This window comes from Synechococcus sp. MIT S9509 (assembly GCF_047303035.1).
Lineage (GTDB): Bacteria > Cyanobacteriota > Cyanobacteriia > PCC-6307 > Cyanobiaceae > Synechococcus_C.
The window spans coordinates 336,056-357,881 of record NZ_CP138940.1 but is presented as its reverse complement, the minus strand read 5'-3'; the positions used below and the strand labels follow the sequence as shown (position 1 = coordinate 357,881).

The following is a 21,826-nucleotide window of genomic DNA, read 5'->3' as shown; positions in this document are numbered from 1 at the left end:
CCGCCACTGACTCCGTCAGACGACCACTTCCCCGAGACCTCAATCAAGCCGATTCGAACGATCGGCTTGATCGATTATGGAATGGGCAATCTTCATTCCGTTGAGACGAGCTTCAGTCGATTGGGCCAGGCTCTTGTCAGAGTGAGGAGTCCCAGGGATCTTGACTCATGTCAGGCGCTGATCCTGCCTGGAGTCGGAGCTTTTGATCCCGCAATGGAAAAGCTTGATTCCTCCGGACTGGTTGAACATCTGCGCAGCTGGCACAACAACAAACGCCCCTTGCTGGGGATTTGCCTTGGCCTTCAGTTGTTCTTTGAACGCAGTGATGAGGGAAGCAGGGAGGGATTGAGACTTTTTGAGGGAAACGTTCAGCGTCTTCCTGATCAACAGGGTGAACCGATACCCCACATGGGCTGGGGCCAACTGAGATCACAACAGCCCTGCCCACTTCTGCCAGCGGAAGCGGCGCAACCGTGGATGTATTTCGTGCACTCCTATGCCGCGGTCCCCAAAAGGGGCTCTGATCTTGCGGCAACCGTGAGCTTCGGCCAAACCAATGCCACGGCCATGGTGTGGAAGCACCGCACCGGAGCCTGTCAGTTTCACCCCGAAAAATCAGCGAAAGCGGGTGCCCAGTTGCTGAAATACTGGATTCGATGGCTCCAGTCCGGTGCTCCCCTATCCCAGTGAAAGCTGCACAACTGCGCTTGATTGGAGGGCGGCGGCTCCGCAGCCCTCAGGGTCAGGGCACACGACCCACCACCTCACGCGTCCGTGAAGCGCTGATGAACATCCTGAGTTCCAGGATCAAAGGATGCCACTGGCTGGACCTTTGCAGCGGAAGCGGTGTCATGGGTTGCGAGGCTTTGACGCGAGGTGCGTCCCACGTGGTGGCCGTGGAGAAGGATCCGCGAACTGCTGCGATCTGTCGGGACAACCTGGAGCTTGTGGCTGCCAAAGATGCCTGCGATGCAACGGTGAGGGTGATCAGGAAAGATCTGCTCAGCTGGCTGAAGGAGGGGCGTCTCCGCAGTGAAGAGAAATTTTCAATCGTCTATCTCGACCCTCCATACGCCTCGGGGCTTTACTGCCCTGCCTTGGACATGCTTGATCGCGGGCGATGGGTGCGATCAAAAGGGCTGGTGATCTGCGAACATTCGAGCAAGGAAACAATCCCGTTGCCCTCTGGCTGGAGCGCAGCCGATCAGCGTCAGTACGGAAGCAGCAGCCTGCTGATTCTCAACCCCCCAGAGCACTGCCACGGCGATACTGATTCCACGCCGCGACAAATAGGCCGAGAAGTGTGACAGGAATCAGACCAAGAACGATGCCGCAGAGCAGTGGTTCGATCATGGCGTCGCGCCGAGTGGAAGGATTGACCACAATTGTTCCATGCACGTGACGCAACTGTGACGACACCGTCATCAACTGCTGCAACCTCGGAACGCCGTGGTTTGGTGACGGCGTTGATCGTCATGGCTGTCATCACAGCGATCGTCCTCGGGGCATGGTTTTATCTCAGTACGCGTCTTGACCCCTACAGCAGGGCTGCACTGTCTGTGAATGGCGATGTCCAGCATGGGGCTCAACTCTTCCGCATCAACTGCGCTGGATGCCACGGCATCGCAGGGCAGGGCCTTGTTGGGCCAAGCCTCCAGGCCGTGAGCGAACGACGACCGGACCGCTCAATCATTCACCAGATCGTGAGCGGCGAAACACCTCCGATGCCACGATTTGAGATTGAGCCCGAGGGTATGGCCGACCTGCTGAGTTATCTGCACACCCTGAACTGATACCGACGTGAGCCTCACCGTGGTGTTGGTTGAACCAGCCGGTCCGCTCAACCTTGGAAGTGTGGCTCGGCTCTGCGCGAATTTCGCTGTTGAAGATCTGAGACTGGTCGCTCCACGTTGCAATCCGGGTGATCCCGACGCCCAACGAATGGCCGTCCACGGTGGACAGGTGCTGGAGCACGCACGTCAGTTCCCGACACTCTTCGAAGCACTGTCCGATTGCCAGCGCGTGGTGGCCAGCTGCGGGCGCATCGAACATGGAGAGATTCCCCTTCAGGCCCCAGAACAGGTCATGCCCTGGGTGCAACAGGGGCTTGAATCAGCTGCACAGGTCGCATTGGTCTTCGGCAGAGAAGACCGGGGACTGAGTAATGAAGAGCTGCTGCTCAGTCAGCGCGTTGTCCGGCTTCATTCCACAGAAGCCTATCCATCGCTGAATCTCTCCCATGCGGTGGCAGTGATGTTGCATGAACTGGAAAGGGTTCGACGGCAACCCTCCGGCACGACGCCGCAAATTCTTGAGTGTGCGGAAACAGCCGAGCCAACCCAGCTTATCGACTGCCTTGATGACGCGGAAGATCTGCTTTTGGAGGCTGGTTTCCTGCTGAAGCACACCGCCAGGGCGAGGATGGCCAAGATCAAAGGCCTGCTGCAACGATCTCTGGTGCGTCCTGAGGAATTGGCCATGCTGCGCGGCATGGTCAGACAACTTCGTTGGGCGATTCGTTGCCACCGCCCGTAATCTCTGGCTTTCCCGCGCAGTCCCTTGGTCTCCAGTCGATCCAGACGCCAAAAACCCGGATGGGGCGGTCCTCTGCGACTGATGCTTCGACTTGTTCTGATGGGCATCGGTCTCGGCGTCATCACGGGCTCCGTGCTGAAATTGGCTGGCCCGGCGGTCGAGAAGGGAGAGCTGGCACTGCCTGATTGGCGGCCGTTGTCCGGACAGAACCCAAAGAGCAATACCAGAACTGGTGCAACTGCCGCCACCAGCGAGGCAAAGTCTCCCAGTCGCACCGACTCTCTGGGCCGTTTCGAGACCCGCAATGAACTCCAGCCTTTGAGTGAACGCTGGCGGACACTGGCAGCGGAGCAACCCGACCTGGACGTCAGCGCCTTCATGCTCGTGCTGGACGACGGCCGCTATGCCCAGTTGGAACCAGACACTGCTCTGCCAGCGGCAAGCTCCATCAAAACCCCGATTTTGCTTGTTGCTCTTGAAGAGATTGATGCGGGTCGACTGAGCTGGAACGAACCCCTGCAACTCAACGAAACCGTGGTCGGTGGCGGTGCCGGATGGATGGCATCCAAGCCCCTCGGCACCCGTTTCCCAACCCACGAAGTCGCCACTGAAATGATCCGGGTGAGCGACAACACCGCTACCAATCTGTTGATCGAACGCCTGGGTGGTCAGGAGTCACTGAATGCCCGTTTCAATGCTCTGGGGTTGAGCGCCACCAAGGTGAATGATTGGCTGCCCGATCTCAAGGGCACCAACAGCACCAGCGCCAGAGACCTGGCTCGATCGATCGCGCTGGTCGACACCGGCGAGGCGCTCTCGATCCGCAGCCGGGATCTGTTTCGGGAGGTGATGGGCACATCCATCACCAACACCCTGCTGCCGCGGGGACTGCTGCGTGGTCTCGGCGGGCGCCAGGGGGAGCCGGACGACAGCCTGATGGTGAAGGGTTACAGGGTGCTGAATAAAACCGGCGACATCGGTATCGCCTACGCCGACGCCGGCTTGATTGAGTTACCTGATGGCAGCAGGGCCGTGGCCGCTTTCCTGGTGAAGGGACCGTTCAACGATCCCCGCTCGACGGAGCTGATCCGCAAGCTGGCAGCCGCAATGGCGCCGGTTCTCAAACCCAAACCCGCCGTTGCACGTTCCACGCAAAGTGCCGCCAGCATCGACCCATGACTCGTCTCCACCGCCTGCAGGCCATGGTCGCTCTGACCGTGGCGACGGCTTCACTGCCAACGCTGCTCGCGCCTCCACCTCTTGCCGCTGATCAGCAGAAACCAGCTGAGCAAACCCTGATTCGTCCCAGCCAGGTGCGTGCACTTCCAGGTCAGCTGGATGACCTGCTGATGGTGAATGACAACAATCCGGAACTGATCACCGGGGAGGGCATTCTCGTTTCAACCTTCCCTCTGGCGCCAGGCCTGAATGTTGCGCTGAACGGGCGCTTTGATCTGTTCAGCCATCACGTTTACGCCGGTCAGCCCGAGCAACTCGACTCCACGCTTTGGCTTGCGGTTGTGGCAGAGCCATCTGGTGACACCCCTGTGAAGCTACGACTTCTTGATGGCAGTACCTCTCTTTCGCAGGCGACCCGGAAGGGCCAGACCGCCTCGCCATTCCTTCCCTTGCCTGCCCTGATGGCTGAGTCAGGCACAGCACTCTCATCAGGTCCCGGCAGCAAGGTTGCTGGCGACCTGCTTCGCGGTGAGATCGCCAGGGAGCTGCCTAGGGAATGGCACATCGAGCCTGGATCGGTCACGCCATTGTTGGTGCTTCCGATTCCGGTCGCCGGATTGGACCCGCTTCTCAACGGCCGCAACCTGCAGCTGCGACTTCAGAGCTCAGGTCCTGTGCATATCGCCACGCTGGCCGCCTACGGAAACGGTGAAAAAGCTCCAGGACCTCAGACGTGGAGCAAGCTTCTCAAAACAGGCAAACACAGTCCGAAGGAACATCAACCGACCCCTCGTGGCGCCCGAGGACGCATGGTCTATTCACGGGTCAGCGGGGTGCAGATCGGCAGTACTTGGAAGGCAACCCTGGTCGATCCAGGAAGCGATTCCCTGAATGTGGCAGACGCCCCAATCTCCTGGCCAATCAGCAGCCTGGAACGCGGAGAGCTACAGACGGGCCAGATCCAGACCGCTGAGCTGAAGGCCTTCGATAAAGGCACCGCTTGGGCCGCACACGGGAACTACGGCGTTGAGTACGACCTGACGCTCCCCCTGCGCAATCAGGGATCAGAGCAACGAACGGTGGCCATCGCTCTGGAATCTCCAAACAAGACCGGAAGCGGCAACGGCCAGCTGGTCTTCAGCAGCAGCAACAGCGGTCCGGTGATGTTCCGTGGTCCGATCGAGGTGACTGGGCTCGACGGCCAAGAAGGGCGACCCAGCGGTCGGCGGCGGTTTCACCTCGTCTTACGCCGGGGGCAAGAGGGCCCTGAACTTGGGCAGATCACCCTCAAGCCTGGGCAAAGCCGCTCGGTGAGGGTGCGCCTGGTGTACCCAGCCGATGCCACACCTCCCCAGGTGCTGTCCCTCCGACCTGTGAAACAATCCACAGGAGCATCAGCCGATCGTCCGTGAGTTCACCGCGCAAGCGCAGAGTTTTTCCCTTCACGGCCGTGATCGGTCAGGAGGAAATGAAGCTGGCTCTGCTGCTCAACGTGATCGATCCCCGCATCGGCGGGGTGATGATCATGGGCGACAGGGGCACAGGCAAATCAACCACGATCAGGGCACTCGCCGATTTGCTTCCTGGTATTGAGGTGGTTGCAGGAGACCCTTACAACAGCTCACCCACCGACCCAGATCTGCAGAGCAGCGACGTACGTCAGCGGCTCGAGCATGGGGAGACCCTGGCGACCGAAGACCGCCAGGTCCCCATGGTTGATCTCCCGCTTGGCGCGACGGAAGACCGCCTGTGCGGGACCATCGACATTGAGAAAGCCCTCAGCGAAGGAGTCAGAGCTTTCGAACCAGGTCTGTTGGCCAAAGCGAACCGAGGCCTGCTTTATGTGGATGAGGTGAATCTCCTGGACGATCATCTGGTTGACGTCCTGCTTGATTCCGCCGCCTCAGGCTGGAACACGGTTGAACGGGAAGGTGTCTCTGTACGACATCCAGCCCGATTCGTGCTGATCGGTTCCGGTAATCCTGAGGAAGGGGAACTGCGCCCTCAGCTGCTCGACCGTTTCGGCATGAGTGTTGAGGTGAGGACCGTCAGAGATCCCGAACTTCGTGTACAGGTGGTGGACCAGCGCACAGCTTTTGACACAGACCCCGACAGCTTCGCCGCCTCGGTTGAGACGGGCCAGAAAGCGCTTCAGGAAAGGGTGGTGGAAGCTCAACAGCGTCTTGATCAGGTCGAAATCGATGATGACCTGAGACTGAGGATTTCCGCAGTGTGCGGCGAACTGGATGTCGACGGTTTGCGCGGTGACATCGTGACCAACAGGGCCGCACGCGCACTGGCAGCCTTTGAAGGCCGCACCGAAGTCACGGAAGAGGATGTGGCTCGGGTGGCGTCATGCTGCCTGAGGCATCGCTTACGCAAGGATCCACTGGAACAGATCGATTCCGGTGATCGAGTTGTGAAAGTGTTCTGCAAGGTGTTCGAACGCAGCGAAAGCGGCGACAGGGCCGAATTCGAACTGGCTCTGGTCGCCTGATGAGATCGCGGGCTTAGCCGTGCGCATTCTCGGCATCGACCCAGGGCTTGCCCGGGTTGGTTACGGAGTGATCGACACCGCTGATGGTGAACAGACCATGCTCGACTGCGGCATCATCCGCACCGACCCGGGGAGATCAGAAGGCGAGCGAATGGTGGAGATCGCCAGGGATCTTCGCCAGCTGATCAGAGCGTGGCGTCCGGAAATGGCGTCTGTTGAAAAGTTTTTCTTCTATCGCTCCAGCAACACCATCGCCGTCGTTCAGGCACGCGGCGTAGTGATCATGACCCTCAGCAGATTCGGACTGCCGGTGGTTGAATTCCCGCCGATGCAGATCAAGCAGGCTCTCACCGGCCATGGCCATGCTGACAAAGATGAAGTTCTCGAAGCGGTGATGCGCGAGCTCAACCTTGAGTCTCCGCCCAGACCCGACGACGCCGCAGATGCACTGGCCGTTGCGTTGACGGGCTGGTTTCAGAGATAGAAACGTAGATACAGAGCAGGATCTCTTAGCATCACTGGACGTTGCCCATAAAATTGCCTCAACCGCTGCCTAATCCCGGCAATGGCCCAAGCCCCCCTGCTGAAGTACCTGAAGCTGGATCAACAGGGTTCAGGCGTGATGAGAAAAGCTCATGGAGTGATAACAAAGAAATACTCTCCTGAGTTTTGATATACCCGCCTCCAGCGCTAGTTGTTGATGCAATGATGCGTCTATCAATCGATATTCGAATGCGCCATTCGGGACAGAGCAACACGATCAATTTTTCCGACCGAGTTAAGAGGAATGGACGTGAGATAATGAATCACTTCAGGGGCTTTATAACCAACACGCTCGCGTGAAAATGCAATCAGATCATTTTCTGAAGGTGCGGTGGCGGCCGGTTTCAGTGACACATAAGCATGGACATTCTGACCATGAATAGCATCCTCTACACCAATTACACCAGCGCAGTTCACCGAAGGATGTTCCATCAGAGTGTCTTCTACGTCCTGAGGACAGATATTGGAACCATCATGGATGATTATTTGCTTTCGACGTCCGCAGAACCATAAATAACCATCCGAATCAACCCTCATAATATCTCCCGTATTCAGCCACTCACCCTGAACCGTTTCCGCCGTAGCAATATCATTATCCCAATAACCAATGGTATTGGACGGTGATCGAATCCAAAGCAAGCCCTCCTCACCCTCACTGATTTCCAACCCTTTATCATCACGGATTGAGCCTTCAAAACCTGGACATAAACGACCGATTGAACCAAGACGATTCTCTCCGTCTACCGGAGAAAGAGTCGCAAATCCGATCTCACTCATGCCATAGGCCTCATCAATTTTCAAACCAGTGACATTATTAAACTCGTCTTGCAACTGATGATTTACCTTATCCCCACCACTGATACAAAGCTGTACAGAGTTGAAGTCATCACAATTTAAATTCTCATCACGCACAAGATTGAAAAGCGTTACGGGAAGGGCCATCACCAAAGTAGGACGGTGTCTTCGCAGCAAGATTTCAATACTGGAGCTGCTGAGATCATTTGGAATTGCAACCTGAGCTCCACGACTTAAGGCCGCTATCACCAATAACGTAGAAGCAATATGAGATAAAGATGTTCCAGCAAGAATGCGCTGTTTTTCCGTGATATCGGCTGCCTTTTGAATCGATGCGATCATCCAACCCATGCTTCTGAGGGTGTGGGTTGCAGCCTTGGGTCGACCAGTACTGCCAGAAGTCAGAAAAAGAAAGCAAGGTTCATCGCTATCTCTATGTTTCAATAAAAGATGGTGATCATATGAGCCATCATCGAAATAGTCTTCAACTCTGATTTCATCCGGTGTGATGCAACCCAACCGACAAAGACCGGGAGCCAGGCTGCAATCAATATCCTCTTGACGTTCAGGATGGAGGAGGATGAGCGAAGGCTGGGTCAGCTTTAAAGCATGATCAATCTCACGAATGGTGTATCGATAGTTAAGAGGAGTCAGGATTACTCCACAACGTAAACCCGCCAGATAATGAACAACCAACTGCAAACCATTTGGCATGAGCGAAGCAATTCGATCGCCTGGTTGAACTCCAAGCTTCAGATATCTGCTTGCTGTGATCAAACAGGCTTTCTCTAGCTCAGACCAGCTGAGACTTCCATGAAGATCATTCAATGCAGGTCCTTCAAGATCAAGACATGCATTGAACAGAGGCCACCTGCTCAGATCAAAGGGCGCAGATAAGTCACGTCCTGCAAAAGGCATGGTTCTCGGCTGGTGACCATTTATAAACGTTGATTTTGCCTGCTGCCAAGTCAGTGAGCCTCAGTGCAAGGAATCAAAGCGAAATACTAGAAATTTCCTGATTGAGACTTGCTCAACCACCTCTTGGTTAAATTGCTCGCTCCTGCTGTTGAGTAATCCCGCTGCCTAAGAATCGTGAGAATATAAGTACCAAAAAGAAATGTGACTAAAAAGGCAGCGATGTTCCGCAAAATAATGATTCAACATAAAAACTAAGGCTTTTTAGATGCAAACTGAAAATTACCAATTTTGCAGAATCAAGCCGTGCAGCTTGAAAGTATTGTGCATTCGAGCTCAGCAAAAACCTACGAGAGAAAAGTACAGAGGCTACGCGCCAGCAGTTCCAACCATTGCAGTCAGCTGAACATCAAACCCAGCAATCCCTTAATCCAGGAAAGATCTAGAACGGACGCTTGGTTGAACATAGCAACTTGTTCAACGATGCCCTTACCGGTCAGAGCCTCAACAGCCAAGCCGATACCAAGACCTAACATTGCAGCACGTCCATTCAGCTTCTCACTGAAAAGCTTGTAGGGATCTGGAGTGAACTTGCTGGATGCCGCAGGCATGGGAATAAACCAGTTAATTCAATATTAATAAATGTAACGACTGGTTGCTGTATTACGCAACACAGTTTCCTCACCTCCTTTCAAGGAAAAGCCGCATAACAAGACTTGCAGTCTCGAATAGGACAATTCTGTCCGCCTCAATCCACCTGGATTTACAGATTTTGCAAGACGCCATGACAAGAATGTCGGTTAAAAAATACTAACCGAAGGACTAAAAATTTTGGTTCACGTTGTGCATGTTCAATAAGCAAGGCTATCAAGCAAATTAGCTAGGGCCTTCCATTGATGAGAAGCCTTGGTGGCAACAGGACTGAAGTCGTTGAATCGATAATTAGATATCATCTTCAACATCACCTCGATCCTTCGCTGCTGAGGGATCGCAGACACCGTAAATCAGCTCATCAGTATCTATTGATCCATCAACAGTATTTGCTTCTACTTCATCATTGAGCCCCAGCCGATCCAAAGCCTCATCTTTAGTGAGTTCTTCGGATCTATATTGAGCGCAAATCTCTTTAATCCTTACATCCGAACCGTCTGGAGTCTTTGCCCCCATTTCGCATGAAACAGTGATCAAGGTCAAAGGCAATACTGGGAGAAGTTTGAATGTTTTCATTCTTGAAGAACTTCTAATGAACAACAAATTTAAAATATCTAGATTCTGATCAAAAGCCACCCATGCGAAAGATCTCGTCAATCAGTTCTGGTGTGTATCGCCATAAGTAGAACGGAAGTCCTTCTTATGGCCAGCGGCTCAGCTTTTGAGTAAGTCCAACCAATAAAAAAGACCCGGACGTCTATCGGGCCTTTGGTGGGTGTGAGGAGTTGGAATCTCTGTGAGGAGAACCAACTGCCTCAGGTATAGCCAAAGCTTGTGCCATTCATCCCGCTGGTCACAACTGGTTGCAAACAAGATCCCACTGCATAAGGTTGGGATGTGAGGAGAAAACACTCGCGGGGTGGAAACAAGGCAACACTCCCAAAAGAGTTTTAGAACCCCTGCCTTCGGCGGGGGTTTCTTTTTATCTGGTCTCGGTCCTTGGAGAAGCTTTCAAGCACTGTCGTCAGTGGTGTGGTGAGTTGGTCATCCCTCATTAGGTCTAAGGCTTATTCCCTTATGCCCGATCACCACAAACAACTACCCGTATGAGTGCTCACCCACCCCCTCACTCATCGCTCATCACATCATTGCGTTGATCATCAATGCTCATAAGGCCACAGGGAGGCCCCCCTAAAGGCCTTGGTGTGTGGTGTCCTCGCACCCCCTCCCCTGTCCCATCCTGTCTGGGGTCTTATGCCTCCTCCTATGTGTAGTAGGTCTTATTAAGCAATGACTCCCGTCTGGCGAGCAGAAAGCCGATCAGGTTGTGGGTTGCATTCAGTAGTGACTTGCTGCTGGCAGTTAGTTCGTGGCTTCGCCTTAATGAGTCCTCGATCCATCTCTGGTCATGGCTGTCTTAGTACTGGCTCTTGCCTTCGCTTTCGCTATCTTCTGTTCTTACGCGGTTTCTAGTGGGAATAGGTATCGACGTTGAGTATTTCTCACTAGGTACTGGTTTCGAGAACATCAAACTCTCGATAAAGCGCGTCAGCATCCTGGAATCGCTTGTTCAAAAGCAAGTCCCTGACTCTTATTTTCCACCAATCCTCAAGTGACCTGGCGTCACGCTTGCTCAAAGTGAGTTGAGGTAAATCCATAGTCGTCCTTTGACGATGAATAATTGAATCGTGTTATTCAATATGGACATAAAAATCCTTACATAACTTAAGTTTTTGAGAATGCGCAACTGCCTTGCTTTTTCCTCGCTCTTTGCTATGCTAATAAACTCCGCTGGCAACGGGATGCACTCAACAGATAGAGCATGGTTGCAGTGATGTAATTAGAAAAAAGGCAGGGACTATCACATCCTGCCCCTGGCTTTCACATCCTTCATCAATACGACTCAGAGACCGTAGAAACTAAGGGTTGGGCGGCAAGAGTTAATAACTGACGGTTGACCCAACCTTCATTAGCGACTCATCCAAGTTCGGGAATCACAGGGGTGATGAGCTCCCATAAAGGAGGGGGCATTTCTTCCCCCCTACCCATGAGAACTTTGTCATCACCAGAAGCAGGTGTTCCTCGGGTCTTCTTGATTTGTATGCAGACCTCACCAATACGAATGTTCTTGGGAACACAACTCAAAGAATCGAAACAAAAGGAAACCTCTTAGTTCTGCGTCTGTGCCCATAAAGGAGGGGGGCTCCCAAGCCCCCTCTTTAATGAGACAAAGCCAGCCAATAGGCAGAGACAGTGAGGACTCTTCAGATAGGAACGATTGCAGTGCTTGCCCTGGTGAGTGTGGTGGTGGTGGGAGTCGATCAAGGCAGACAGCGAAGCATTGATCGACCAGCTGAAAGCAAGGGACAACTGGAACGACTCAGGGATGAGCGTCTAGACAAGGCAGTTCCACTGAAGAGATGAGTGGACAGTCTTTGTTATGGAGTAGGTACGCTGAATAGCTCATTCAAGGAGTCGATAAAGTTCGACGGTGTAATCACCTGCACCCTTCCTGAGAGGCCTAATTTTCTGGTTGTAAATGGGAGATTTCCAGAATTCAAGAGCTGCACATTCTGAAGGGAAATTAATCAGCAATGTCACATGATTCTGGTTTCGATTCCCTTCGAGGATACGCAGCGGTCGAGGATCGTTTAAGTAATAAGAGCCCGCATTTTGGTGAAGTCCTGATGCTTTAAGTGCCTGCCCGTATACAGCCATCTGTTTACGATCATCGGTTACTCCATCGACCACCATGACTACCGGCTTTTGGCTGCACACGTCAGTATTTTCAGCCGCATGAACTGGGGTCGGTATAGAAGTTATGACCAGGAATGCAGCAATTATTTTATAGTTCATAGCTGTTAAAGAAGTTTTCCCGGCAAGTGCTTGAATTCTTGGAGCCACCATCGGTACTGACCACTACTAACATCCATCAATAGCTCAGAAAAACGAGAAACGACAACCAGCTTGCAGAGGGGCCCGGAGTTTGATTGACATATCGGGGTTTGATTCTATGCCAGTAAGTTTTTGCGGCAAGCACATAGATGTTCTTACTAAGCGATGATTGCAAGCTTGGATTTCATAAGTGCTTAATGAAACCACAAGAAGCTTGCTGCCTTACCCTGGCCGTAGCTTAAATGTTTGTGACATTGAATATGGTCTGATATTGAGTCACTTACTTGAATAAAGAACACAATTGATCATGTATCAAAAAGTCTTTGGCGTTTTTGCTTTGTCATTCATCATTGCTGGCTGCAATATTGATGCCAGCAGCTTTGAGGACTGCAAAGACAAAGACGGCAAACCTTTGCCTGAATGGGTATGCCGCAAAGGAGATCCTGATAGCAAGCCAAGTGAATAACAAATAAACAGCCCAATACTTAGCCAAGACTGGGCTGCAGTCTCACCTTGTAGAGATTGCAGTCCACGAGAAGCTCCAACAGATTGAGCTCAAACACGAAGGGCAACCCTGCTGTAGTTCAGTCAGTCAAAGAGCCCGTCAATTGAGTGGAGAATGTGAATCACCTCATCGGCATTGACCCACCTGACTGCACCGTCATCGACATCTGCAACTTGAAACAGCGAGTTGATGTTTGAGTCTCTGGCTCCGCCTTCACAGCAGAGCACCTGGCCCATCCACCAAAAGTCCTTTTCAGCACGGGTTACTTCCTGTGGTGCACGCACGATGACGAAGTTCCCTGACCTGACATCGCCTCTCTGACAGTACAGCTGCACTATCCGCGCGTCGGGCAGTTGGCAAGCGAAGCTTTCGCTGAGCAAAAGATTTGATTGCTGATAGCCCTCTACCTTTCAGGCAGTCGGGAGACCACGTGGCAGGCAGGCAATCCACCACACACACCAGAGGCCACATGATCCGCACCAAACTCACCGCTTCAGCCCTGCTCGTGGTTGGTTGCACTACTCAGATAGTTCTTGCTGAACAGGCAGAGAAAAAGCCTGAGCCCATCGCTTCTGAAGTGCTGCTTCAAGCATCAGCTTCATGGAAGGGAGATCAATACAAATATCCCCAAGGCACACCACAAATCACCGTTAAAGAAGTCATCTTCCAGCCAGGAGCCAAATCAAAACCACACTCCCATGACATGCCAGGAGCAGCTCTGATTCAAGAAGGAGAACTTCTTTGCGAGGTTCCTGCCACGAGAGTTTCGAAGCGCTTTGTGGCAGGAGATGTTCTCCCAACAACATTCAAAAATGATCTGCATACCTGTGAAAACACAGGGACAGAAGTCACCAAGGCATTGGTCTTTTATGCGGGTGCAGTTGGCCTTCCAACCTCCTATTACACCCAGAAATGAGCGGGTTCTAAGGAGCACAGTCAGTCCTGGGCAGTGTCCGCATCGAAGGGGGTGATTATGTGCCCTGCCGGACACCTGATTGACGGGTAACGTTCAAAGAGCCGAAGGATCTGCAAGTTGGCCCTGAGATTCCAGACGCCGCATGGTTTCATGCGTTGCCGAAGCAGCAGATCAAAGACATATGAATTGCTGCGGTGCTATCTCGCAATCCGTTTTCGCCAACGTGGTGTTATGCGAAACAAAAACCGAGCATCAGGCAATGGCAGCCCGTGCTCGGCAGTTAATCAGTGGTGAACCGATCGATTGGGGTTGATCGTTCTAAGGCTTTTCTTTCGCTGGCTTGTCATTTTTGTGATGGTCAGCATTTGGGTTGTCGCAGCACATGGGTTTCTCCTTTTGGATGCCATCAGCCTCGGATTAGTGCTTTGCATGGTCATCCCCCATACGAGTGAATTCGCCAAGGTGGCGCCATGCCGAATAAGGACCGCCCGCTAGTTGGCCGCCATGCAGCGAAGAACGGAGTCGGCTGGCTGGTGAATACCCAGGAACAGAAGGTCAGTCGGTTTAAGAACGACATTCCAACGCAGCAGGCGCAATGGGTGGAAGTCGAAACGCGGACACTGACAGGCAACGGTCAGCCAGTCATCAGACGAATGCTTCGCCACAACGCAATCGAAGCTTGGGAAACGATGCAGAAGTAAGGCGGGTGGAAACGCTGTCAGCCCAGGTGGTAACTACTGCAAGCGCAACAAAGCAAAGCCCGGCATCATGCGCGGACTGACGCCACCCCAATGCTCTGACATCTCTCGATTGGTTTGCTGGCTTCTGCTGTTGCCATCACCCCGCTGCCTTTGAAGGCACAGGACGGCAATGCTGAAGATCTCGGTGATGTGATGAGCATCAGCCTCAAGGATGTGGTCAAACCCACCTTTGGCTTCCAAGGCGCATTGCAAGGTGCTGGCACGCCGAACCAGGCAGGAATCGGCGGTTTCCTGCCTCTCTCTGTTGGCGACCACAGCGTCTGGTTCGTAGATGCCCTGATCAACGCCAACTTCGCTGACCGTGGAGGAGATAGCAGCATCATCAACACAGAAGTTGCTGGCACCACCGTCAGCACCTCAACGCGTATTGGCTATCGCTGGCTCAATGGCGATCGCAGTTGGATGTACGGGCTGAATGGTGGTTATGACAACCGGTCGTTGAAATCAGGTGTTGCCGATACCGGCGTCTATGAAGCAATGCAATGACTGAATTTTGTCCAAATCATTTGTATGGTGGTGCTATTTAAGGCATTCATATTGCAGGCCCTAACCCAAAGCTCTTGCAATTGCAGGGGATTTTATTTCTTCAGCCATCCTCAAAGGCTCACAAATCAGCCTTCAATACCTGGCACGATTGAGCACATCAATTATTAGTTAAAGGCAAAGCAACGCCGCTGAAAGGGTGGCGAAGGCGCATTACCTAAAGCAGGGAATCTGTTCAATTCAGCGGTCAGTGGACTCCTCATTTCCGGAAATGCTTGTTTTCAGAAGCGAGACATCAATCATCAACAGAGATTTTCAAAGAAAGTCACAACGATCATCATCAAAATCCGTCTCATAAGCCTGAATCGCCAATGCTGATATAGGCAGCAATAGTGCGATTCCAATAAAGAATTCCATGCGTGACGATAGCGCCTTCAATAAAGATGACTCTGGTTTACAATTATTTCCGAGCTATTGAATACCGTTTGCGAAGTGTATATATGGCGACAAGGAATTTGCCTGCCCAAAAGGGTCATACATGAACTTGCGAAGGTCTTTATCTCTGGCTGAAGTGGTTATTGCCTTTGATCATTTTCTTTACTCGATTCTTTTGAATGCATGAGTCGGCAGCTGGGACCTATTGGGCAAGCTAAGGCCCGGAATGGCTTATGAGTACCCTCGAGGATGAATTCGCCAATCGGTTCAGCGTGAGCGGTATGGATTTCCACAGAAAGAACAATCGATAACTATGTTCTAGAAATTTGCTGGGGTACGTTGTGGTGCGGATAGCTACATCTTCTGCCCGTATAAGTCCACCCAGTACACGGCAGCGATACCGCCATCAATCAACTGTCTGCAACGGTGCTTGCCGTGCAGCGTCGTTTTCAGCCTGCGTGTGCAGGGATTCATCGGAGTTGCATCAAATAAGCATTCAAGCCGTCTGCGGTGCAGCTGGATTGGTGTGGGTTTTGGTGCAGCCCTCACGCGCTGGCGTTTTTTGACTTTTCCCATTCAAGTCCGTTGCCAGTACTGGTGTCCTGGTTGGCGTACATGTCGATTGACCACGGGGTTTAGAGCTCACCCGAGTCAGAGCGTCTGACCTTCCAAGACGTTGCTCCAGGTAAGACGGTGATAGTAGAAACACGATTATCAAACTGGAGAGCCACACGCAAAGGATTGGTGGATGGGCCAAGTGATCCACTGCGGCGGAGCAGCAAGGGACTCAAGCATCCACAACATGTCCCAGGTCGCCGACGTGGACTCTGGGGTGATCCGCCAGGTCAACTCTTGACGCACATCCTCGCATCGATGTGATTGGACTGTGAGCAACATCACAGCCTTACTTGAGACAAACCATCAAGCCAGGTGCTGATTCCAGAGATGGTGAGTTCAACCGACACCATTGCTATGAATCGCACAGAAAATTTGTTCGCACTTCAAATGATTCTTAATTCCATGAGCACACTCAATCCTGAATCTTTAACGATGACAAAACTCCGTCGAGCTGCTTATTTACACGGCATCGTCGAAGCTGTTTTGAATGAGCAAGTCAGTAGCCTCCCGCACACGACTGAGATCTTCAGCTGATGGCGTTACTGCAGCAATAAAAAACCCCGCACTTGGCGGGGTGTGATTGGTGTGAGATGTTTTGTCGGGAGATTGATCAGTACTACCAAACTGCCCTGCTTTTCAGAACCTGGAATGAATTGAATCAGATCTTCTCAATCTTCGTACTCTTCAATTTCATCAAAAACAACGCAACGATGAGGATTGTCAGAAGCAAACCGGATCGACATCTGCTGGATATCCTGCGTTTCGTCTGGCAACCCTCGATAGGCGATGCCTTTTTGAAAAGAGCAGATTGTGACTGCGTCCGGGGTCTTCTTGAGGTCTGCGCAGTGCTCCGAGAGGTTTTTGATCGCAGCCTCTTTGTTATCGGCTTTGACTTTCCAAAGCACATCCTCCTCAACGGGCGTGGTGATCAGGTAAGTGGGGCTCATTCAGATTGCATGCACCTATGAATTGTGCGCTGCTGCTGTTGCATTGTCAGGTGACAAGTGAACCTGCTCCACTTGGAAGCCAGAGATTTGACGATCGAACGTGACACCGTCTTTTGATTGGAACTGTCTTTTGACCGAAACTGATGTTGCACTGGAACGGTCATTCCTCAGAGCAGTGCGCAGGCGGCCTGTGTTTCTACTCTGCGTCAGCGGAGCCATCCGACATCAGAAGGCGGCAATCACTGGACACAGCAAACTGTCCGACAATTCACAGAGGATTGCCGGGAGGACAAAGGCAATGGCATGAGAGTTCAATCTGAGCTGGACGACGGCACCGCTGAACCTGTTTCCGATTCATGTTCAGGGATCGATGCAGGAAGAAGACCCAGCTGCGTTTCAACAGTTGTTCGATAACGGTTGAGATCAGTTTCCAATTCCTGGATGCGCACTTGCTGGGCTTCAAAATCGCCGGATTGATGGAGACGATCCACACTGTTGAGCATCCCGCTCCATGCAGCGAACAGCCAGGCCGAAGTGGCACCAAGTCCAGCAGACAACAGCAGCAAGGCGGCTAGAGGAGTGGTGTACTCAAGGCCCGGCAGCACATGAACGGTCGTTGCAGCCGTGTTTTCCAACGTGAAATACACCATTCCCAGACCAAAGACAAAGATCAGGGTGAAATTGATCTGACGCATGGTCCGAGGTATGGGTGGACCAAAAACTACGCATATGGATGCTTGCAGACAGCTGAAGACAGCCGAAAGGATGAAGAACGTTAACCAGCGAAAAGATCGTTAACGAAAGCTGGATGCTTTAGGCATTCAATCGGCCGAACTTGGCCTGGTTGAAGTGGAACAGATTTGTTTCATCAATGTGAACAACAACAGCTACTGCAGAGCGAGTGAAAAGAGCACTAAACAAATCAGTGCATCTGCTGGAATCATGGGCAACGAATGCTCTATCCATTGAGACGTTCCATCACGACCCGTGAAAAAGCTCGCTCCCTGGCTGCAGTGACAATAAGCGCTTTCGAGAGTTGCTTGAGAGCATCAACATCGTTGCACTCGTCGATCTTTCGGCAGGCACGTTCAACTCGAAACTGCTGTTCAATGGTCAGGGGGATCTCAGAGGGTGACACTGCGATCAGACTTTATTACATATCAATTTGGCGTGTGCACCCCCTCGACCGTGGAGACTGCACCCTAAGAAAAACAAAAAATCCTAAGAATTCTCGAATTGGCTGCAGACAAGGCATCCAGTATCAGATTCAAGAGATTGATTACTGAAGAGGCCTGATTCAAGAGCTGGGGGGCCTGGGGTCAAAAAACATGAAAGCGTGAAACATCAAGCAATCCCCTTTAATTCCTGGAAATTATTGAGTTCCTCATGGAGATGCTGAGCTTGCAAGTAGTAATCAATGGATCATGAAACAGATGAGGGAGAGCTTCCTGTTGATGTCCTTTCAATGGTTATGGGAGTTCATGGCTTCGTCAGAAGCCAGACAGCTACTGCCGCTGGCATTGATTCAAGATGTCGCGATGAATCGCCAGGAAGCGAAAGTTCCCCAGGATGCAACGGCAACGGACAACTCCTGCAAAGAAATTGGAATGCCTGGTTTCGATATCCGGTTGTCACCACACCATTCAATGGCGGCAGCGAAAGGATCCACAAAAAATGCCGAGGAACTCAGCCTCACTCGGCTTCGACGTCAATCACCGCATCACTCGCATCAGGTTCCTCGTTCCTGATATCTTGCATGGAAGACATGAGTCGTTTCACAAGTCGACTCATAAAATAGACCGTAGCCAGCAGCCAGATAATCTTGACCATGACGACATTATGCCCTCTTCGAGGGAACCGGTTCAGCAAACGTCAGAAAGAGAGATCTCCGGTCGGGATTGTGATCTGAACACTTACGAGGGAAGCACCGGTTTCGGTCTGTCAAATCTGACGACCAACAATTTTTCTTTGGTCACACTGCCGTTTTGGTCGAACAGTTCCGGATGAGTGGTTTTAAGACCAGTTCTGTCCTGAGCTTTCAGAGATAGATGCATCAAACGAACTGCCTGAACAACAACAAATGCCAGGAACGCTGTGTATAAAAACGCGTTAATCGTTAAAAACACTGTTTCTATTAAATGTCTTGCGACGTTACTAAAACCGGGTCTCCAAGCTCAGCAGCAATGTTTTCAACGCTGCCATACAAATGACACTGACATTTCGCTTCAGACCAGGCTCCAGCGACCTCAAAAGCCTTCATCATGACTGAGGAGCCTGATGGAAGGCTGGATCACCTACTTGACCATTTTCGCCGCAATCAATCCGGTCTCGGCAAGCGGAGCAGAGCAGGTGACCTCTGCGTTTCCAGTAAGAGCGCTTGGAACGCTCAATTGACTGACCACACAGCAGACATCGAAAAAGAGGGGACATTGGAGCCGCAGGCTCTTGGGTGATCAATTAAGGCTGTAAAAAGGATGACAATCAGTCTGTTCACAACAAACCGTCCCGACAAAGCTGCTGGCGGGGCTTACCACAATGAAACGGCATGCAAGCTGATCAAAGAAACATTCCAGCCCCCTGAATACCAATCAGTCGTTCAGCTTTTCAACGCTGAGCCTCGTCAGGCCTGACTTTTCAATCCAATTTGGATTCAAATGAAAAATTCATAGAACAGTGCATCATTGACCTCTTTCCAATAACAATTTGCAGCCCTGAATATTCTGCTTTGGCCGCAGCCAATGCTCATATTCAACAGCTGACCTGCTGGTTGGGTCAGTGGGAAATCCTGCCCAACCGGAGGGAATGTGTCAGAGATCTCTTTTCTCGATCGATGTGGAGGGTGCAGAATCACAAAGGTTGCAACGCCTGATGGGGCTGTGATGGACCGGACCGAGAGCACGATCGATCTCACGCTCAATGCAGCAGGACTGCGACTGCTGCTTGGTGCAGTCAGTCATCAGCTCGACCGATGGTCTGGCGGAGATCCTGTCGAGCAGAGGAATCTTCAGGACATGAAGACGTTGCTGACAGCTGCACTGCTCGAGTGCACCTTTGCAGACAACTGAAACCGGATGTCCCAGAAGCGCCACCAGGCTCCTCTGGAAAAGCATCGACCAACTCCAGGCATTGAGTCATATCTGAAATGAACAGTCCTCCTTTGTTCCAACTGCCGGCGGCATCGCTGCCGTTCAGCGGCTGATGACACCAGCGGATAAAGGTTGGTTTGATTCCGTAGCGGTTGACTACGCGCGTTGCAGACCCCACTACCCGGACGCATTCTTCGCCTGGATGGCAGACCAGGCTCCGGCTTTGAATCAGTGTTGGGATGCAGCCTGCGGCAGTGGTCAGGCCTCCATCGGGTTGTCCCGCTGGTTCAATCACGTTGAAGCCACAGATCTCAGCCCTGGGCAGATTGCTGCAGCGAAACCCAGTTCTCGCATTCACTACCGGCAGGGAGCAGCGGAACAATCCGATCTGAACAGCGGCAGCATGGATGCTGTGCTTGTCGCCGCTGCCATTCACTGGCTGGATCTGGAGCGCTTCAACCGAGAGGTGCATCGTGTGATGCGACCTGGGGGACTGTTGGTCTGGCTGGGCTATGAACCAATCCAGGGAGCACCTGAGGACTTGCAGATCTGGCTCAACACGCTCTACCACGAGCGGCTGAATCAGTTCTGGCCACCGCAACGCAGCCATGTGGACAACTGCTACGCCGATCTCGAATTTCCGGCCTGCGATCAACCACTGCCCCAGGGGTTACACATCACCGAGCACTGGACGCGAACCGACCTGCTGGGATTCATCAGCACCTGGTCAGCGCTCAGACGGGCCAGCCAGCAAGATGATGGCGATGACAAGGTCTGCTCACTGATCAACACCCTCTCGGAAGAGCTGAATCAGATCTGGCCAGCGGATTCCGAAAAGCTGACACTGCGATTTCCGCTGATGGGTCGCTGGGGACTCCTGCCCTGATGCCGACGTTCGAGGGTGTATCGAAACCGGAACTGCGCAGGTTGTTCAGAACCAGAAGACTCCAGGTTCTGACCACAGAACCGGCCCTGCAGCAACGGATCCGTGATCAGCTCAAGCTCGAACTCAGGCGACGTCATCAACGGGGTGAACTCAGCGCGCTCATCGGCCTCTACTGGCCACTCCCCGGAGAAGTAGACCTGAGGCCACTGCGCGGGGATCTTCTTGTCGAATTCGGACTGCGAACCGCCCTGCCTATCGCCGATGGCAAAGGCCAGATGACCTACGGATGCTGGACAGAAGACCCCCTGGTCAAGGACGCCTGTGGCATCCCAGCTCCAGCGCGGCAATCCGTTCTCAAGGCTGATGAGCTGTCTCTGCTGCTGGTCCCTGCCCTTGCAGTGGACCGTATGGGTTTGCGACTGGGCTACGGCGGGGGGTACTACGACCGCCTTCGCAGCAGGTCCGGCTGGTGTGATGTCCCCGCTCTTCTTGTGCTGCCGGAGGCATGCGTGAGCCAGAAGCCACTGCCCAATGACCCATGGGACAGACCTTTTGAGGGTTGGGTCTGCGAAAACGGTTTCCATTGCAGTGGTTGCTGAATCAAGGCTGTTTGCAGACATCGCCGGCACAGATGAAGATTCGCGTGAAACGGCACTGGATCAACCGGTCAATTTCCCGCAGGATGGAAGTCCCGACGACAGGAATGCCATGGCCATCTCATCCCGTATCGCACTGATGGCCACTGCGTTACTGGGGCTCGCACTCACGCAGCCCTTGAAGACCGAGGCCCATGGTGTGGAAAGCAGCCTTCGCTATCTCGAGGGACAACTCGAACTCACGAGCAGCTTCTCCACCGGAGAACCAGTGGAAGGAGCCGTGGTGAGGCTGCTGCAGGCTGACGGCACACCCGGAAAGGAACTCGGACGTATTGATGCAGACGGCAAGCTCGAGGTGACCCTCCCAGAACTTGCAGATGGCCTGGTAGACCTGCAGGTGGATGGTGGACCTGGTCATCGCGACTACCTCACCCTTCCGCTTCAACAGGGACAGGTCAATCTGGACGAAGTGGTGATGGGACCAGGCGGCAGAGACAACCTGAACTGGGCCATGGCACCAGCGTTGGTCGGCATCGTGGGGCTGATGGTTAGGGTGCGCGGGATTCGCTCACGCTGACCCGGC

General features: G+C 52.8%; 27 protein-coding genes and 2 pseudogenes. 19 read left to right on the top strand and 10 right to left on the bottom strand.

The genetic code is table 11. The features are described 5' to 3' along the window. Window positions 1–42 precede the first annotated feature (42 nt). Together hisH and rsmD are read left to right on the top strand one after the other, a co-directional pair. Complete coding sequence (hisH, locus tag SIB73_RS02070; protein WP_413406505.1) at window positions 43–690, top strand: imidazole glycerol phosphate synthase subunit HisH; 648 nt, start codon at window positions 43–45, stop codon at window positions 688–690. After that, window positions 657–1,226: pseudogene (rsmD, locus tag SIB73_RS02065) on the top strand (16S rRNA (guanine(966)-N(2))-methyltransferase RsmD); the annotation flags it as partial. The gene hisH and the pseudogene rsmD, both read left to right, overlap by 34 nt. A 13-nt stretch (window positions 1,227–1,239) precedes the next feature. Here the strand turns inward: rsmD and petG are convergent. Next, a complete protein-coding gene (gene petG / locus SIB73_RS02060) occupies window positions 1,240–1,353 on the bottom strand; it encodes a cytochrome b6-f complex subunit V (RefSeq protein ID WP_006041770.1) in 114 nt (37 codons plus the stop codon). Window positions 1,354–1,475: 122 nt separating this feature from the next. Between petG and SIB73_RS02055 the strand changes: the two genes are divergently transcribed. From SIB73_RS02055 to ruvC, 6 genes are all read left to right on the top strand, one after another. Next, complete coding sequence (locus SIB73_RS02055) at window positions 1,476–1,793, top strand: c-type cytochrome (RefSeq protein ID WP_413439694.1); 318 nt, start codon at window positions 1,476–1,478, stop codon at window positions 1,791–1,793. A gap of 7 nt (window positions 1,794–1,800) precedes the next feature. Further along, a complete protein-coding gene (locus tag SIB73_RS02050) occupies window positions 1,801–2,535 on the top strand; it encodes an RNA methyltransferase (RefSeq protein ID WP_413403331.1) in 735 nt (244 codons plus the stop codon). A gap of 81 nt (window positions 2,536–2,616) precedes the next feature. Then, window positions 2,617–3,714, top strand: a complete 1,098-nt coding sequence (locus tag SIB73_RS02045) for a serine hydrolase (protein WP_413439693.1) — start codon at window positions 2,617–2,619, stop codon at window positions 3,712–3,714. Beyond that, window positions 3,711–5,126: a DUF3370 domain-containing protein gene (locus tag SIB73_RS02040; protein ID WP_413403335.1), complete on the top strand. Its 1,416-nt coding sequence runs from the start codon at window positions 3,711–3,713 to the stop codon at window positions 5,124–5,126. Before SIB73_RS02045 ends, SIB73_RS02040 begins: the two co-directional genes overlap by 4 nt. Continuing rightward, window positions 5,123–6,211, top strand: a complete 1,089-nt coding sequence (gene bchI / locus SIB73_RS02035) for a magnesium chelatase ATPase subunit I (RefSeq protein WP_413403336.1) — start codon at window positions 5,123–5,125, stop codon at window positions 6,209–6,211. The genes SIB73_RS02040 and bchI overlap by 4 nt, the downstream gene beginning before the upstream one ends. 19 nt (window positions 6,212–6,230) lie before the next feature. Then, the gene (gene ruvC / locus SIB73_RS02030; RefSeq protein WP_413403338.1) at window positions 6,231–6,695 is read left to right on the top strand and encodes a crossover junction endodeoxyribonuclease RuvC; all 465 of its coding nucleotides are present in this window, start codon (window positions 6,231–6,233) and stop codon (window positions 6,693–6,695) included. A gap of 233 nt (window positions 6,696–6,928) precedes the next feature. Here ruvC and SIB73_RS02025 read toward each other — a convergent pair whose 3' ends face one another. From SIB73_RS02025 to SIB73_RS02015, 3 genes are all read right to left on the bottom strand, one after another. Then, the gene (locus SIB73_RS02025) at window positions 6,929–8,467 is read right to left on the bottom strand and encodes a class I adenylate-forming enzyme family protein (RefSeq protein WP_413403340.1); all 1,539 of its coding nucleotides are present in this window, start codon (window positions 8,465–8,467) and stop codon (window positions 6,929–6,931) included. 395 nt (window positions 8,468–8,862) lie between these two features. Next, window positions 8,863–9,075, bottom strand: a complete 213-nt coding sequence (locus SIB73_RS02020) for a hypothetical protein (RefSeq protein WP_413403341.1) — start codon at window positions 9,073–9,075, stop codon at window positions 8,863–8,865. Between the two features lie 331 nt (window positions 9,076–9,406). Then, entirely contained in the window at window positions 9,407–9,751 is a 345-nt protein-coding gene (locus SIB73_RS02015; protein ID WP_413403344.1) for a hypothetical protein, read from the bottom strand. Window positions 9,752–11,368: 1,617 nt separating this feature from the next. Here SIB73_RS02015 and SIB73_RS02010 point away from each other — a divergent pair. After that, on the top strand, window positions 11,369–11,539 hold the full coding sequence (locus SIB73_RS02010) for a hypothetical protein (RefSeq protein WP_413403345.1): 171 nt from the start codon (window positions 11,369–11,371) through the stop codon (window positions 11,537–11,539). Window positions 11,540–11,578: 39 nt separating this feature from the next. Here the strand turns inward: SIB73_RS02010 and SIB73_RS02005 are convergent, their stop codons facing one another. Then, window positions 11,579–12,022, bottom strand: coding sequence for a DUF1330 domain-containing protein (locus tag SIB73_RS02005; protein ID WP_413403347.1), 444 nt, complete (start codon window positions 12,020–12,022; stop codon window positions 11,579–11,581). Between the two features lie 295 nt (window positions 12,023–12,317). On the opposite strand from SIB73_RS02005, the gene SIB73_RS02000 reads away from it, so the two are divergent. Next, window positions 12,318–12,476 carry a hypothetical protein gene (locus tag SIB73_RS02000; protein ID WP_413403349.1) on the top strand — a complete coding sequence of 53 codons (159 nt, stop codon included), beginning with the start codon at window positions 12,318–12,320 and terminating at the stop codon, window positions 12,474–12,476. 122 nt (window positions 12,477–12,598) lie between these two features. On the opposite strand, the gene SIB73_RS01995 is transcribed toward SIB73_RS02000, so the two are convergent. Next, window positions 12,599–12,850, bottom strand: a complete 252-nt coding sequence (locus tag SIB73_RS01995; protein WP_413406507.1) for a DUF3104 domain-containing protein — start codon at window positions 12,848–12,850, stop codon at window positions 12,599–12,601. Window positions 12,851–12,984: 134 nt separating this feature from the next. Here SIB73_RS01995 and SIB73_RS01990 point away from each other — a divergent pair, with 134 nt between their 5' ends. The 5 genes and pseudogenes from SIB73_RS01990 (at window position 12,985) to SIB73_RS01970 (ending at window position 16,262) form a co-directional block, all read left to right on the top strand. Next, window positions 12,985–13,431 carry a cupin domain-containing protein gene (locus tag SIB73_RS01990; RefSeq protein ID WP_413403351.1) on the top strand — a complete coding sequence of 149 codons (447 nt, stop codon included), beginning with the start codon at window positions 12,985–12,987 and terminating at the stop codon, window positions 13,429–13,431. A 470-nt stretch (window positions 13,432–13,901) separates the two neighbouring features. Then, entirely contained in the window at window positions 13,902–14,132 is a 231-nt protein-coding gene (locus SIB73_RS01985) for a DUF1651 domain-containing protein (RefSeq protein ID WP_413403353.1), read from the top strand. 108 nt (window positions 14,133–14,240) lie between these two features. Beyond that, window positions 14,241–14,660 (top strand): annotated as a pseudogene (locus SIB73_RS01980) (carbamoyl-phosphate synthase); the annotation flags it as partial. Between the two features lie 1,198 nt (window positions 14,661–15,858). Continuing rightward, the gene (locus SIB73_RS01975) at window positions 15,859–15,966 is read left to right on the top strand and encodes a DUF3104 domain-containing protein (protein WP_413403355.1); all 108 of its coding nucleotides are present in this window, start codon (window positions 15,859–15,861) and stop codon (window positions 15,964–15,966) included. Window positions 15,967–16,040: 74 nt separating this feature from the next. Further along, entirely contained in the window at window positions 16,041–16,262 is a 222-nt protein-coding gene (locus tag SIB73_RS01970) for a hypothetical protein (RefSeq protein WP_413403357.1), read from the top strand. Between the two features lie 134 nt (window positions 16,263–16,396). On the opposite strand, the gene SIB73_RS01965 is transcribed toward SIB73_RS01970, so the two are convergent. From SIB73_RS01965 to SIB73_RS01950, 4 genes are all read right to left on the bottom strand, one after another. Then, window positions 16,397–16,633 (bottom strand): hypothetical protein, encoded by a 237-nt coding sequence (locus tag SIB73_RS01965; protein ID WP_413439692.1) that lies wholly within the window; start codon window positions 16,631–16,633, stop codon window positions 16,397–16,399. A gap of 353 nt (window positions 16,634–16,986) precedes the next feature. Next, window positions 16,987–17,370, bottom strand: coding sequence for a lipopolysaccharide assembly protein LapA domain-containing protein (locus SIB73_RS01960; RefSeq protein ID WP_413403362.1), 384 nt, complete (start codon window positions 17,368–17,370; stop codon window positions 16,987–16,989). Between the two features lie 263 nt (window positions 17,371–17,633). Continuing rightward, a complete protein-coding gene (locus tag SIB73_RS01955) occupies window positions 17,634–17,813 on the bottom strand; it encodes a hypothetical protein (protein ID WP_413439691.1) in 180 nt (59 codons plus the stop codon). Window positions 17,814–18,588: 775 nt separating this feature from the next. Beyond that, window positions 18,589–18,801: a DUF2973 domain-containing protein gene (locus SIB73_RS01950; RefSeq protein ID WP_413403366.1), complete on the bottom strand. Its 213-nt coding sequence runs from the start codon at window positions 18,799–18,801 to the stop codon at window positions 18,589–18,591. A gap of 753 nt (window positions 18,802–19,554) precedes the next feature. Here SIB73_RS01950 and SIB73_RS01945 point away from each other — a divergent pair. From SIB73_RS01945 to SIB73_RS01930, 4 genes are all read left to right on the top strand, one after another. Beyond that, a complete protein-coding gene (locus SIB73_RS01945) occupies window positions 19,555–19,740 on the top strand; it encodes a hypothetical protein (RefSeq protein ID WP_413403368.1) in 186 nt (61 codons plus the stop codon). Window positions 19,741–19,873: 133 nt separating this feature from the next. Continuing rightward, window positions 19,874–20,647: a class I SAM-dependent methyltransferase gene (locus SIB73_RS01940; protein WP_413403370.1), complete on the top strand. Its 774-nt coding sequence runs from the start codon at window positions 19,874–19,876 to the stop codon at window positions 20,645–20,647. Then, window positions 20,647–21,246, top strand: coding sequence for a 5-formyltetrahydrofolate cyclo-ligase (locus SIB73_RS01935; RefSeq protein WP_413403371.1), 600 nt, complete (start codon window positions 20,647–20,649; stop codon window positions 21,244–21,246). The genes SIB73_RS01940 and SIB73_RS01935 overlap by 1 nt, the downstream gene beginning before the upstream one ends. Next, window positions 21,236–21,820, top strand: a complete 585-nt coding sequence (locus SIB73_RS01930; RefSeq protein ID WP_413439690.1) for a hypothetical protein — start codon at window positions 21,236–21,238, stop codon at window positions 21,818–21,820. The genes SIB73_RS01935 and SIB73_RS01930 overlap by 11 nt, the downstream gene beginning before the upstream one ends. Window positions 21,821–21,826: the final 6 nt, after the last annotated feature.